This window comes from Ralstonia sp. Ralssp135 (genome assembly GCF_047304345.1).
In the GTDB taxonomy this organism is placed as follows: domain Bacteria; phylum Pseudomonadota; class Gammaproteobacteria; order Burkholderiales; family Burkholderiaceae; genus Ralstonia; species Ralstonia chuxiongensis.
This window is the reverse complement of sequence record NZ_JBGLYZ010000007.1, coordinates 38,405-51,369: the sequence shown is the minus strand read 5'-3', so window position 1 is coordinate 51,369 and position 12,965 is coordinate 38,405. Positions and strand designations below refer to the sequence as shown.

Sequence of the window (12,965 nt, the reverse complement as noted above, 5' to 3'; positions counted from 1 at the left end):
GCGTAGCGCGGATCGGCCGCCCAGACCATGCGCTGCGTCAGAATTCATGCTTCGTATCTGAGGGCGAAAAAAAACCCTTGGTGTTGGCCAAGGGTTTTTTCTGCTCAGGTCCAGCTCAGAACGAATGCTTCAGCCCCACACCTGCCAGCACCGTCTTCGCGCCCGGCGCCGTGCCGCCCGCAACGATGGACGTTTTGAGACTTTCCAGCGGATCGGCCGTGCCCACTGCGCCCGCATTGACGTACACGAGCTGCGCATACAGCGTGGTGCGTTTGGAGAATGCGTAGTCGTTGCTCAGCACGATCGACTTGGTGGAGCTGTCGTGCGCGCTGCTTTCGTACTTGCTGTAATAGCCGGCCAGCGTGGCGGTATTGGCGGGGCTCCACTTGTAGTCGAGCCCGGCGCCGATCGATTTGACGTCCGATACGCGTTGGCCACTCGGCGCGTTGTTGGTCACGCCAATGTAGTTCACCCGGCCCGTGAAGGCACCGAATGGCACGGCCACACCTGCGCTCCACAAGCGGCTGAGGGTCTCGCCCGTGCCGCTGTCCGCCGTTGACTGATAGCCGAGGCCGACTGTGACCGGGCCCGTGTACGTGGCACCCAGCGAGAGTTCATTGCCGCGCTTGAAGCTGCCGGCGGTCTCGCCAAATGAGTACGCAACGCCTAGCCACACGGGGCCGAAGTTGTTGGAGTACTGCAGTGCATTGCCAATGAACACGCCGACGTCGTTGCCGGGGTTGGTGCCGGCGCCCATCGCGTTGCCCGGTGCGGGCAGTTGGTTGTAGGCCCAGCCGTACAGATTCGAGAACTGTTCTTTGAAGCCGCGCGCTTCCGTGCCGATTGTGCCCAGGAGCGCCGGGCTGTACTGGCGCCCCAGCGTGACCGCGCCCCAGTTGCCGCTCAGGCCGACGTTCGCCTGCCGACGGAACAGCTCGGAGCTGAAGCCGGGGCCGGTGGTGAGCGTGCCGGTGTCGCTGCTGAAATGTCCTTCGAGGTTGAAGTTGGCCTTCAGGCCGCTGCCCAGGTCTTCTGATCCCTTGAGACCCCAGATGCTTGGGCTGATGCCGCCCGAATGCATTTCCGTGATGCTGCCGCCGGCTGCACTGCGGTTTTGATACTGGAGTCCGGCATCGACTGTGCCGTAGATCGTGACCGACGATTGTGCGATGGCGCCGCTCGCTGCGCAGCCGAGGGCGGCTGCAAGGGCGGTCAGGACGCAGGGTCGAAGGCGTGTGTTCTGCATGTTGTCTCCGTATTGTCGTTGTGTGATGCGTCCATTGAACTGGCTCGGACGCATGCGGTCTTGGCGCTAAACACGCGGGGCGCGCGCTCAACGTCGGCGGGACTTTGCAATATGCATACCACGGCGTTAGCAGCGCATTGCACGCAGTTGCAAGCAGTTGATTAACGTTTGCGGGCACAGGCACCTGTGCTGGCGATGTGGCGTGGCGGGACAGTCGATGCAACACATGTCCGCCGCCTGTTCAGCGATGGAGCAGCCGCGATCAGGCGCTTGGCGTGCTTTGCATCCAGCGATCTTCGAGCTCGCGCCATGCACGTCCTACGTTCAGCGCATGGCGGGGTTGGAAGTTGCGCCAGTCGCGATAGGCGTCGCCCGGGACGTACTCGAGCGCGCGCGCTGCGTCGCCACCGGCTTCAATGGCCTGCATGATCGCGCTGTCGAGCATGTCGAGATAGGCCAGCGTCGGTTGCAGCATCTGCGCCGGTGTGCCGATGGCGGTGCCGACGACGATGTTGGCTGGCAGGTGCGCAAGCGCATGCAATGCTTGGCGCCAACCGATCAGCGAGCCGTCCTGCATGTCTGGAATGCGCTGCCGATATGCCAAGCCACCGGTGCACAGCACGCCGCGCTGCGGCGCGTACAGCACCGTGTCGGAAGCGCTGTGCGCAGCCGTGCAGACATGGACTTGCCACGCTGTCTTGCCGGTGTGCAGCCAATCGCCATCGCGCAATGCGGGCTCGGGATAGACGATCTGCGTTTCGTGCATGACGCGCGCACCCAGCAGGGCGGTCAGCCGGGCCAGGCAGGTTTCGCAACGCTGGCGCATCAATTCGGCGGTGGCGGCCGATGCCAGGAAGGCAGGGCGCGGCTGCAGTTGCGCGAAAGCCGCGTTGGCGAGCACGTGCTCCGGGTGCGCGTGCGTGTTGACCACCCAGCGGATGGGTTCCGCCGTGATGTGCCGGATGGCCGCGATCAGATGCTGTCCCCATCGCGCGTGCGGGCCCGGGTCCACCACGAGCACGCCGTTGCCGGTCGTGTGCACCAGGGTGGGCACGACTTCTCCGGCATTCGCGCGCGAGGCCTCAGCGTTGACAGCGCGCGCAGCGTACAGGCCATCCTGCAGGCGCAACAGCGTAACGCGGGCGGGTGCCGCAGACGCCGTCGGCGCCGGATTGATCAGGGTCGCGAGCATGATGCGCATCCAGCGTCGCCGCGCGGGGTCTGGCGCCATGTCAGGGCGCCAGCGCGGCGTTCTCGTAGCGTGGGTAGAAGCGGGTCACGTTGCGCACGTACTCCGCGGGCATTCCGCCCCATTGCGCGTAGGGCGCGTCTACCGGCATGGCAATCACCTCCGCAAGGTCGCGTCCTTCTGCGGCCGCGCGGCGCATGCGAGCCTCGAGCCACTGCAAGTACTGGCGTGTCTGTGCAATGGCATCGGCCTTGCCGAGCGCGGGCCCGTGGCTGGGGATCAACACGCGCGCACCGCTGTCGGCAACGATCTTCTGCAACGCGTCCAGGCTGGCCAACCAATGCGCAATGTTGGCGTGCGGCGTCGTGGGAATCCGGTCTCGAAAGGCAATGCCGCCGGCGAAGACGACACCGCTGGTCCGGTCCACCAGGACGAGATCGTCATCGGTATGCCCGTCGAGCCGGATGAGGTCGATGCGGTGGCTGCCCATGGTTCGTGTGCCGGGCGTCAATGGCACGCTGGGCGGTGTGGATACCGTGTTCTGCATCCACGCGCCGCAGATGCGGTAGAGATTGTCGGCATAGGCCGCGCCTTCGCGTTGCGCACCGGCAATGGTGCCGGGCAGGGCCTGGGCGCCGATATCCGCATAAGCCTGGTTGCCGAAGAAATAGTCGGGGTGCAGGTTGAGGTTGAACGCCCAGCGCACCGGCGCCGATGTGACCGTGCGGATAGCCTGGCGCTGCTGTTCGCCGTACAGCAGTGACGGCCCTGTGTTGATGACGAGCACGCCGTCGCCGGTATCAATAAAGCCGGTGTTGATGATGTTGCAGCCGTTGCGCGCCGAGAAATCTGCGTTGGCGCCTTCCAGCACCCAGACGCCGGGCGCAATTGCGTGCGGTACGAGGTGGTAATCGGGGCCCTCAGCGCGTGCGAGGCCGGCCAACATCGCGAGGCAGAGCAGGAAGCCAAACCGTTGGTGCCGTCGGCTCATCGTGTCACCTGTGCGCGGATGCGGTTGCCATTGTTGTCGACGCCGGCCACGCTGATGCCGCGTTCAACAGGGCCCTCCAGATCGAACGAGAAGATCGGGTTCTCGGCCACGGGTTCGAACAGCGCCAGTTCAAGCATGGGCTGACGCCGGGCATCGAGCAGGTTGAGCTGCTCGATATGGAAGGACGGAATGCCCGCCACCAAGCCCGTGTCCATCGGATGCATCACGCGCAGGCGGATGCGGCTGCCTGCGCCGTTGAAGCCCTGAAACACGCGTGACTCCACCTGGTTCAGCGTGGTGCTCCACGAGGAGTTCTGGCGGGTGGCGCCGGGCAGCGTGCAGCCGCCGCCGGTGGCATCCACCTGGACGGTACCGACATGCCAGACACCGTCCTGCGTGCGCGCCGCCACGCGCACCGCAGAGGCCTCCTGCAGCTTGAACCGGAACGACAGCGCCGGGCGCACGTGCATGGGCGCGAATTCCAACACCTTGCGGATCGGGTTGCGGTCGACCACGACGACGATGCGCTCGACCTTGCCGAGCGCCGACGCGTCAAAGGCAATCGGCACCTGCATCGGGTCTTCCGCAAATGCCGGCCCAGTGATCCTGATGCGGCTGTCGAACGTTGTTGGCGCCGCGCCAAACACCTCCTGCTGAATCGTCGGCCAGAGTGGCGAGCCTGCCGGGTCAATGTTCGTATCGGCACGGGCCTGCCAAGACAGGCACGCAACGGCCAGCGTGGCAGCGGCAGCATGGAGTGAGGCCGTTCTCATCGTGTGCCTTGCAAGGTTCAGATGAACGGCCCATGTTGCGAAAGTCATGCCATGCACGCGGTGGGTCCGCACGCACATCCCTCGGCTGTTCAGGTGATGGGGCGTTGAGCTTTGCAACACCTGTTGTTCCATTCTGGAACAGTCAGGCGAGCCAATCGGCCTGAACAGGCGATTGGGAGTGGATGCAGCATCCACCGCAGGGGATGGCCCGGGTTTTGCAGATGACGAGCGGACACAGCGCAGACAACGACGCTGCGGTCATCACTCAAACATCAGGAGACAACCCATGCGTTACGCTCATCCCGGCACTCCCGGCGCCATCGTTTCGTTCAAGCCGCGCTATGGCAATTTCATCGGTGGCGAATTCGTGTCGCCGGTCAAAGGCCAGTACTTCACCAACACCACGCCGGTGACGGGCGAGGTGATCGGCGAGTTCCCGCGCTCGACCGCTGAAGACATCGACCGCGCGCTCGACGCCGCGCATGCTGCCGCTGACGCCTGGGGGCGCACCTCGGTGCAGGACCGCTCGCTGATCCTGCTGAAGATCGCCGACCGCATCGAGCAGAACCTCGAACTGCTGGCCGTGACTGAAACGTGGGACAACGGCAAGCCCGTGCGTGAAACGCTGAACGCCGACATCCCGCTGGCGGTAGACCACTTCCGCTACTTTGCCGGTTGCATTCGCGCACAAGAAGGTTCTGCTGCCGAGATCAACGAGCACACCGTGGCGTATCACATCCACGAGCCGCTGGGCGTGGTCGGTCAGATCATCCCGTGGAACTTCCCGCTGCTGATGGCTGCATGGAAGCTGGCGCCGGCGCTGGCTGCCGGCAACTGCGTGGTGCTCAAGCCGGCCGAGCAGACCCCGCTGGGCATCTGCGTGCTGATGGAACTGATTGGCGACTTGCTGCCGGCGGGCGTGCTCAACGTCGTGCACGGCTACGGCAAGGAAGCCGGCGAGGCATTGGCTACCAGCAAGCGCATCGCCAAGATCGCCTTCACGGGCTCGACGCCGGTGGGCTCGCACATCATGAAGTGCGCGGCTGAAAACATCATCCCGTCGACGGTGGAACTGGGCGGCAAGTCGCCCAACATCTACTTCGAAGACATCATGCAGGCCGAGCCGAGCTTCATCGAAAAAGCCGCCGAAGGCTTGGTGCTGGGCTTCTTCAACCAGGGCGAGGTGTGCACGTGCCCGTCGCGCGCGCTGGTGCAGGAATCCATCTACAGCCGCTTCATGGATGCGGTGATGACCAAGGTGGCCGCCATCAAGCGCGGTGACCCGCTCGACACCGAGACCATGGTTGGCGCGCAGGCGTCGGAGCAGCAGTTCTACAAGATCCGCAGCTACCTGGAGATCGCGCAGGAGGAAGGTGCCGAATGCCTGGTCGGCGGCGATGTGGAAGTGCTGCCCGGCAATCTGTCGAAGGGCTACTACATCAAGCCGACGCTGCTCAAGGGCGACAACAGCATGCGCGTGTTCCAGGAAGAGATCTTCGGCCCGGTGATTGCCGTGACGACGTTCAAGGACGAAGCGCAAGCCCTGCAGATCGCCAATGACACCGACTTTGGCCTGGGCGCCGGTCTTTGGACGCGCGACATCAACCGCGCGTACCGCGTTGGCCGCGCCATCAAGGCAGGGCGCGTGTGGACGAACTGCTACCACCTGTATCCGGCGCATGCAGCGTTTGGTGGCTACAAGAAGTCGGGCGTGGGCCGCGAGACCCACAAGATGATGCTTGACCACTATCAGCAGACCAAGAACCTGCTGGTGAGCTACGACACCAAGCCGCTGGGCTTCTTCTGATGGTGTAGCAGGACGGCTGGCGCATGGTCATCGACACCCGTGCGCCAGCCGCTGACCTGCGAGGCAAAGACCTCGCCGGCGAAAAAAGAAGAGGAGACATGGCCATGCGCCCACCACATGCACTGCCGCAACGCGCGCAGGTGTCACCCCCATCGCCGCTGATTCCCAGCCGGCAATAGCTCTCGCCACGCTTTGACTTAGGGATGTGCCGTTGGCGCGCCCGGGCTCGGCGAACGAGAAACACCAGGGAGACACTCCGTGCATTCGAATACCAGCCGTTCGGGCAAGGACGCCAGCCGTCTGCGTAACGCCGCGCCGCGTCTGGCCGGCGGGGTGGCGGCGCTCGCTGCGGCGGGCCTGTGCTCGCCGGCGCTTGCCGAGGACCAGATCATTGCGGTGGCGTTGCCAACCGCTCAGGTCGTCGGCTCGACCCCGATCGACAGCATTGGTGTCCCGCTGTCGCAGTTTCCCGCCAATGCCCAGCGCGTCAGTGCAAAGGATGCCCGCGAGCAACGCAGCTCGAATCTGGCGGACCTGTTGAACGACAACCTCGGCCAGGTTAGCATCAGCAATGGGGCGGGCAATCCGTACCAGAACGACATCAATTACCGCGGGTTTCAGGTGTCTTCGCTGCTGGGCGTGCCCATTGGCGTTTCGGTCTACTTTGATGGCGTGCGGATGAACGAGCCCTTCGGCTCCATCGTCAACTGGGATCTCATTCCCATGAATGCGATGTCCAGCGTCAACATCCTGCCGGGCTCCAATCCGATGTTCGGCCTCAATACCTTGGGTGGCGCGCTTGTCGTCAACACCAAGAACGGAAAGGACAACGCCGGCACGTCGATCGAGGCGCTGGGTGGCTCGTTTGTTAGGCGCGCGCTGAGCTTCGAGACCGGCATTGTCGACAAGGCGCACGGCACCGATTACTTCGTCGCCGGCAACTTCGACCGGCAAGACGGCTTTCGCGACCACTCGGGTTCGAACGTCAAGCAGCTGTATGGGAAAGCGCGGTGGCACGGCAACGACGGCGCTACTCAACTGGAGCTGTCGGCTGCACTCGCAGATACCTCGCTGAGCGGCACGCAGTCGTTGCCGATGGACATGATGGCGAACCGCAGCGCGGCCTATACGTGGCCCGACACCATCTCAAACCGGATGGCGATGCTGAACCTGAAGAGCAGTCATTGGCTGAACGACACCAATCAGCTGGCCGGCAGCCTCTACTACCGCAAGGCCAACCTGCATAACGTCAACAGCAACGCGCAGCTGGACGACGGCTGCTTCAACGACGATGGCTCGCTGGCAACAACCACCGCAGGTGGCATCACCGCCTACAAATGCGCGAACAAGGCGCCGAATGGCACGGCGGTGAATGCCGTGACCAGCGCCACTGCGCTCGCGCTGGGCTACGGCCGCTGGACCAACGCCATCAATACGAGCGTCGTCGATTCCGCCACGCATGAAGACACGGTGGGCTCGTCGCTGCAGTGGTCGAATTTCAGCCAATTGGCGGGACACAACAATACGTTCACGTTTGGTGGTGCGTTCGATCATTCGCGCATCACCTACGACCAGACCACATACCTCGCCCGATTGATCGACTATCAGGCCGTGGTGATTCCCAACCAAGAGTACGGATTCACCGCCAATGGATTGGCACCGTCGGCGTCGAACCCGGCGTCATTCACGGGCAGCAACGTGATTGGCGCGGTCAGCCTGTCGTCCAACGTCAACAACTTCAGCGCGTATTTCACCGATACGTTGAGCGTGACGGAAAAGCTGAGCGTGACGGCATCCGGAAGCTTCAACTACACCACGCTCAACCAGGGCGGCGCCAACAACAAATACCTGAACGGAGACGGCGGCTACTCCTGGACGGACGACGTATCGGGCGTGTCGTACTACAACCCCGGCTATGCGAACGCCTATCGGTATTCGAACGCTGGATCGGGCGCAGCATCCACCCCGAACGGTGTGCCGGCCGGGGCGGTGGCAGGGCCGGAAACCAACAGTCTGGCCGGCTCGCATCACTATCACCGGTTCAACCCGGCATTGGGATTCAACTACGACCTCGGAGCCGGGCAGGGCATCTTCGGCAGCTATAGCGAATCGATGCGCGCGCCGACATCGATCGAGTTGTCTTGCGCCGATCCAAACAGCCCGTGCTCGCTGCCGACCGGGTTCAACGGTGATCCGGACCTGAAAGCCGTGGTGGCCAAAACCATCGAGTTCGGCGGCCGCGGAAAGCTGGGCAAGTCCACCTACTGGAGCGCGTCTGTCTACGACTCGCGCCTCAGCAATGACATCCAGTTCATCGCCACGTCAAACACGTACGGCTACTTCGCCAACGTCGGCGAGACGGAGCGGCGCGGCTTTGAACTGGGCGCGAGCACGAAGATCGACAAGTGGTCGTTGTCGGCCAACTTTGGTTATGTCGATGCGATCTACAAGTCGGCATTCACCACGGCCAGCGGGCAGAACGTCGTCAGCGGCAACAAGATCCCGGGCATCCCCGCAAAGACGCTCAAGCTTGGTGCGTCGTACGCCTTCAGCCCGAACCTGTCGATGGGCGGGAACGTGATCCTGGTCAGCAAGCAGATCGCGCACGGCAACGAAAGCAATGCCGACCCGAACGGCCAGGTAGCCGGCTACGGCCTCGTCAATCTGAACCTGCACTACAAGCCGACGAGAAACCTCGAAATCTCGGCGTACATCAGCAACCTGTTCAACAAGCGCTATTCCACATACGGCCTCTCGGGCACCCGGAGCATCTACACGCTGGCGACGCAGCAGTTCATGACGCCGGCGTCGCCACGCGCGATCTGGATTGGCCTGACGTATTCGTTTGGAGGCAAGGGCTCCGGTTCCGACAAGGACTGAGCCCCTTAGAAGAGACGATCATGAATGCATTGACCTACTACCTCCGGATTGCCACGTTGATTAGCGTGGGTCTGGTATCGACGCTGCAGGCGGTTGCCGAGGTGCCGGACCCCGTCGCGTATGTCACGAATCAGGGCGGCGGCGTGACCGTGCTGAATGCACGCACGCTCAAACAGGTTGACGAGATTGCCGTGGGCAAGGATCCGCGCGGCTTGGCAATCACGCCCGATGGCCGCTGGCTGCTGACGGCCAACCAAGGCAGCGCCGATGTGTCGGTGGTTGATACGGCCACACGCAAGGAGATCAAACGCATCGCAGTCGGCAGGAATGTCGAATTCATGCGCATCTCGCCCGACGGCCTCCGGGCATTCGTGACTTACGAACCGTCGTCGGAGGGCGGCCCTCCAGGCAAGAGCGATCGAGCCGGAAAAGAAGAAAAGGGCGAGAAGGATGAAGCCCCCGCTGAAGTCGCGATCATCGATCTCAGCCAATGGGCCGTGGTGGGCCGCATCAAGGCCGCCCGCGAGACCGAAGCCATCGAGTTTTCACCGGAGGGCAAGTTGCTGCTGGTGGCGAACGAGGGTGACAACACGGTCGGCGTCTACGACTTGTCCACGCTTAAGCAGATTCAGTCGGTGGATGTCGCGCCGTTCGGCAATCGGCCGCGCGGCATCAAGATCGCGTCGGATGGAAAGACCTATGTGGTGACGCTGGAAAACTCGAACAACCTGTTGTTGCTCGACGCCGCTTTCAAGCCAATCAAGACTGTGCCCACTGGGCAGGGGCCGTACGGCATCGCGTTTGACCGCGAGGGCCGATACCTCTGGGTGGCCGCCAGCCGCGCAGATCAGCTGCAGGTGTTCGATGCCCGCACCTTTGCGCCGGTGGCCACCATTCCGGTGGGCAAGCGGTGCTGGCATTTCAGCTTCACGCCTGGCGGGCAGAAGCTGCTGCTTGCCTGCGGCCGCTCGAACAGTGTGCAGGTGATCGACGCGCAGAAGCGCGAGGTCGTCGATACGCTCCCCGGTTACAAGCTGCCCTGGGGTGTGGTGACCTATCCAACCTCGGTGGGCACTCTTGATGCGCCGCGCTGATCGACCCACCACCGCACCGGCGCCTGCCTACGCGGGCCTGCCGATCGCTTTGCATTGGGTCAGCGCCTTGCTGCTATGCGGGCTGTTCGCGCTGGGCTACTACATGACGGGTCTGGCCAAGGGCGCGCCCGGAAAGGCCGCCTGGGTGAATCTGCACAAATCACTCGGCCTGACGGCGGCGCTGGTGATTGCGTGGCGTGTAGCCGTGCGCTTGCGCCGGGCTGCGCCACGTTCGATCCCGGGGCTGCATTGCTGGGAGGCGGAGCTTGCGCGCATCACCCACCGCCTGCTCTACATGTGCATGGTCGTCATGCCGCTGTCGGGTTACCTCGGGTCTTCGTTCAATCAATACGGAACGCGCTTCTGGGGCGTGCCCTTGCCGCGCTGGGGTTGGGTCGACAGCGCACTGCAGCACATGTTCTACACGGTACACAGCACGACGGCCGATCTGCTGCTCTGCCTGGTTGCGCTCCACGTTGCCGGCGTGATCAAGCACCAATGGCTCGACGCACAGCGGTGCGTGCAGCGCATGTTGCCGGGCGGGCGCTCGCGCGCGCTGTAAGCCGCGGTCGTCGCGTGCTGCGTTCATCGCGCTGCTCCATTTCGCAACAGAACACACGATGTGTTGCGGTATGGCACGCAACACCGTGCTGCAAGTGGGTCAGAACCGTGATTTCACGGCGTTTTCCGATGGCACGGGATTTGCCCTGAGTCCGACCGGTGTGACATCACACTGCCGGACCTGGACCATAAATAGAGGTAGAGGAGACAAGAATGAGGACACTACGAGTGATTGCACTTGCGGCTGCAATGGCGGCAGCAAGTGTTGCCGTGCACGCGGCAACGCCCCCCGTTACCGATGCCATGATCGAGAACGACGCGAAATCGTCGAACGACGTGCTGACCTGGGGCATGGGTACGCAAGGGCAGCGCTTCTCCACGCTCACCAAGATCAACACGAAGAATGTCAGCCAGCTCGTGCCGGCGTGGTCGTTCTCGTTTGGCGGTGAGAAGCAGCGCGGGCAGGAAGCCCAGCCGCTGATCTACAACGGCAAGATGTTCGTCACGGCGTCGTACTCGCGCATCTATGCGATCGACCTGAAGACCGGCAAGAAGCTGTGGAAGTACGAGCAGCGTCTGCCGGAAGGCATCATGCCGTGCTGCGACGTCGTCAATCGCGGCGCTGCGCTGTACGACAACCTGGTCATCTTCTCCACGCTGGATGCGCAACTGATCGCGCTCAATCAGGACACCGGCAAGATCGTCTGGAAGGAGAAGATCGAAGACTACGCCGCCGGCTACTCGACGACCGCCGCACCGCTGATCGTGAAGGGCATGGTGCTGACGGGCGTGTCGGGTGGCGAGTTTGGCGTGGTGGGCCGTGTGGAAGCGCGCGATGCCAAGACCGGCCAGTTGATCTGGTCGCGTCCGACGGTCGAAGGCCACATGGGCTACAAGTACGACAAGGACGGCAACAAGACCGAGAACGGCATGACGGGCACGCTCAACGCGAGCTGGCCCGGCGAGACGTGGAAGACCGGTGGCGCATCGACGTGGCTGGGCGGCACGTATGACCCGCAGACCAACCTGGTCTACTTCGGCACCGGCAACCCGGGCCCGTGGAACAGCCACCTGCGCAAGGGCGACAACCTGTATTCGTCGTCGACGCTGGCCATCAACCCGGACACCGGCAAGATCGTCTGGCACTACCAGAACACCCCGAACGACGGGTGGGATTTCGATGGCGTGAACGAGTTCGTCACGTTTGACATGGACGGCAAGCGCGTCGGCGGGAAGGCTGACCGTAACGGCTTCTTCTACGTGAACGACGCGAAGAGTGGCAAGCTGCTCAACGCGTTCCCGTTCGTAAAGGTCAACTGGGCCACCAGCATCGACCTCAAGACCGGCCGCCCGAACTACGCACCGGAGCACCGGCCAGGCGATCCGGCGCAAGCCACGGGTGAAGACAAGAAGGGCAAGGCGGTGTTTGCCGAGCCTGGCTTCCTGGGCGGCAAGAACCAGATGCCGATGGCTTACAGCCCGCAAACCGGTCTGTTTTACGTGCCCGCCAACGAGTGGGGCATGGAGATCTGGAACGAGCCCGTCAGCTACAAGAAGGGCGCGGCCTACCTGGGCGCCGGCTTCACCATCAAGCCTCTCAATGAGGATTACATCGGCGCACTGCGCGCGATCAACCCGAAGACCGGCAAGGTTGAATGGCAGATCAAGAACAACGCCCCGCTGTGGGGTGGTGTGATGACGACTGCCGGCGGCCTGGTGTTCTGGGGCACGCCCGAGGGCTACCTGAAGGCGGCTGATGCCAAGACCGGCAAGGAGCTGTGGGAATTCCAGACCGGCAGCGGCATCGTTGCGCCCCCCGTCACCTGGGAAGACAACGGCGAGCAGTTCGTGGCCGTGGTGTCGGGCTGGGGTGGTGCAGTTCCGCTGTGGGGTGGTGAAGTGGCCAAGCGTGTGAACTTCCTGGAGCAGGGTGGTTCGGTTTGGGTGTTCAAGTTGCACAAGAACTGACGTGCTGAGTTGAGCGCTGTGCGCCCTGTGCGGCGCACAGCCTCTCGCACAGCTTCATGGAGTTTCAGATCGTGATCATGCGTAATGGAGTGTTTTCGTTGCTGGCGGTAGCGTGCGCAGCAATTGGCGCGGCACCCGCCCACGCCGCCCCCGACATGCAGGCCCTGGCCGACAAGAGCGGCTGCTTCTCGTGCCACAGCATGCATGCCAAGATCGTCGGCCCAGCCTTTGCCGACGTGGCCGCCAAGTACAAGGGCGATGCTGACGCGCCGACCAGGCTGGCGCAGAAAGTGCGCGACGGTGGCAAGGGCACGTGGGGCCGCATCCCAATGCCCCCGCATCCCGACCTCAAGGAAGACGAAGCGAAGCAGCTGGTGGCTTGGGTGTTGAGTTCAGGCTCCTAGGCTTCTACGTTGTTCGCAAGAAAAGAAGAGAGGGCCGGCATTGTCCGGCCCT

Annotated in this window: 10 protein-coding genes; 6 read left to right on the top strand and 4 right to left on the bottom strand. The window is 63.3% G+C overall.

What is annotated here, in order from left to right; translation table 11 throughout:
- Nucleotides 1-115 precede the first annotated feature (115 nt).
- The 4 genes from ACCD03_RS07715 to ACCD03_RS07700 form a co-directional block, all read right to left on the bottom strand.
- On the bottom strand, nucleotides 116-1,246 hold the full coding sequence (locus ACCD03_RS07715; protein WP_325653737.1) for a porin: 1,131 nt from the start codon (nucleotides 1,244-1,246) through the stop codon (nucleotides 116-118).
- Nucleotides 1,247-1,508: 262 nt separating this feature from the next.
- Entirely contained in the window at nucleotides 1,509-2,438 is a 930-nt protein-coding gene (locus ACCD03_RS07710) for an MBL fold metallo-hydrolase (protein WP_325653739.1), read from the bottom strand.
- Between the two features lie 40 nt (nucleotides 2,439-2,478).
- The gene (locus ACCD03_RS07705; RefSeq protein WP_325653741.1) at nucleotides 2,479-3,426 is read right to left on the bottom strand and encodes a quinoprotein relay system zinc metallohydrolase 1; all 948 of its coding nucleotides are present in this window, start codon (nucleotides 3,424-3,426) and stop codon (nucleotides 2,479-2,481) included.
- Nucleotides 3,423-4,199, bottom strand: coding sequence for a quinoprotein dehydrogenase-associated SoxYZ-like carrier (locus ACCD03_RS07700; RefSeq protein ID WP_325653743.1), 777 nt, complete (start codon nucleotides 4,197-4,199; stop codon nucleotides 3,423-3,425). Before ACCD03_RS07700 ends, ACCD03_RS07705 begins: the two co-directional genes overlap by 4 nt.
- A 286-nt stretch (nucleotides 4,200-4,485) precedes the next feature.
- Between ACCD03_RS07700 and ACCD03_RS07695 the strand changes: the two genes are divergently transcribed.
- The 6 genes from ACCD03_RS07695 to ACCD03_RS07670 all read left to right on the top strand — a co-directional run bounded on the left by ACCD03_RS07695 (nucleotide 4,486) and on the right by ACCD03_RS07670 (nucleotide 12,913).
- The gene (locus tag ACCD03_RS07695) at nucleotides 4,486-6,006 is read left to right on the top strand and encodes an aldehyde dehydrogenase family protein (RefSeq protein ID WP_045205996.1); all 1,521 of its coding nucleotides are present in this window, start codon (nucleotides 4,486-4,488) and stop codon (nucleotides 6,004-6,006) included.
- A gap of 258 nt (nucleotides 6,007-6,264) precedes the next feature.
- The gene (locus ACCD03_RS07690) at nucleotides 6,265-8,886 is read left to right on the top strand and encodes a TonB-dependent receptor (protein WP_413411227.1); all 2,622 of its coding nucleotides are present in this window, start codon (nucleotides 6,265-6,267) and stop codon (nucleotides 8,884-8,886) included.
- Nucleotides 8,887-8,906: 20 nt separating this feature from the next.
- Nucleotides 8,907-9,980, top strand: a complete 1,074-nt coding sequence (locus tag ACCD03_RS07685) for a beta-propeller fold lactonase family protein (RefSeq protein WP_413411226.1) — start codon at nucleotides 8,907-8,909, stop codon at nucleotides 9,978-9,980.
- Nucleotides 9,967-10,542, top strand: a complete 576-nt coding sequence (locus ACCD03_RS07680; protein ID WP_325653749.1) for a cytochrome b — start codon at nucleotides 9,967-9,969, stop codon at nucleotides 10,540-10,542. Before ACCD03_RS07685 ends, ACCD03_RS07680 begins: the two co-directional genes overlap by 14 nt.
- Before the next feature lie 212 nt (nucleotides 10,543-10,754).
- Nucleotides 10,755-12,509, top strand: coding sequence for a PQQ-dependent methanol/ethanol family dehydrogenase (locus ACCD03_RS07675; RefSeq protein ID WP_325653751.1), 1,755 nt, complete (start codon nucleotides 10,755-10,757; stop codon nucleotides 12,507-12,509).
- A gap of 71 nt (nucleotides 12,510-12,580) precedes the next feature.
- Nucleotides 12,581-12,913 (top strand): c-type cytochrome, encoded by a 333-nt coding sequence (locus ACCD03_RS07670; protein ID WP_045206250.1) that lies wholly within the window; start codon nucleotides 12,581-12,583, stop codon nucleotides 12,911-12,913.
- The last annotated feature ends 52 nt before the right edge of the window (nucleotides 12,914-12,965 follow it).

Excerpts from the sequence above, each read along its gene's own strand:
- ACCD03_RS07705 (WP_325653741.1), bottom strand. The coding sequence starts at position 3,426 with ATGAGCCGACGGCACCAACGGTTTGGCTTCCTGCTCTGCCTCGCGATG.
- ACCD03_RS07695 (WP_045205996.1), top strand. The coding sequence starts at position 4,486 with ATGCGTTACGCTCATCCCGGCACTCCCGGCGCCATCGTTTCGTTCAAG.
- ACCD03_RS07710 (WP_325653739.1), bottom strand. The coding sequence starts at position 2,438 with ATGCTCGCGACCCTGATCAATCCGGCGCCGACGGCGTCTGCGGCACCC.
- ACCD03_RS07675 (WP_325653751.1), top strand. The coding sequence starts at position 10,755 with ATGAGGACACTACGAGTGATTGCACTTGCGGCTGCAATGGCGGCAGCA.
- ACCD03_RS07715 (WP_325653737.1), bottom strand. The coding sequence starts at position 1,246 with ATGCAGAACACACGCCTTCGACCCTGCGTCCTGACCGCCCTTGCAGCC.
- ACCD03_RS07700 (WP_325653743.1), bottom strand. The coding sequence starts at position 4,199 with ATGAGAACGGCCTCACTCCATGCTGCCGCTGCCACGCTGGCCGTTGCG.
- ACCD03_RS07685 (WP_413411226.1), top strand. The coding sequence starts at position 8,907 with ATGAATGCATTGACCTACTACCTCCGGATTGCCACGTTGATTAGCGTG.
- ACCD03_RS07680 (WP_325653749.1), top strand. The coding sequence starts at position 9,967 with ATGCGCCGCGCTGATCGACCCACCACCGCACCGGCGCCTGCCTACGCG.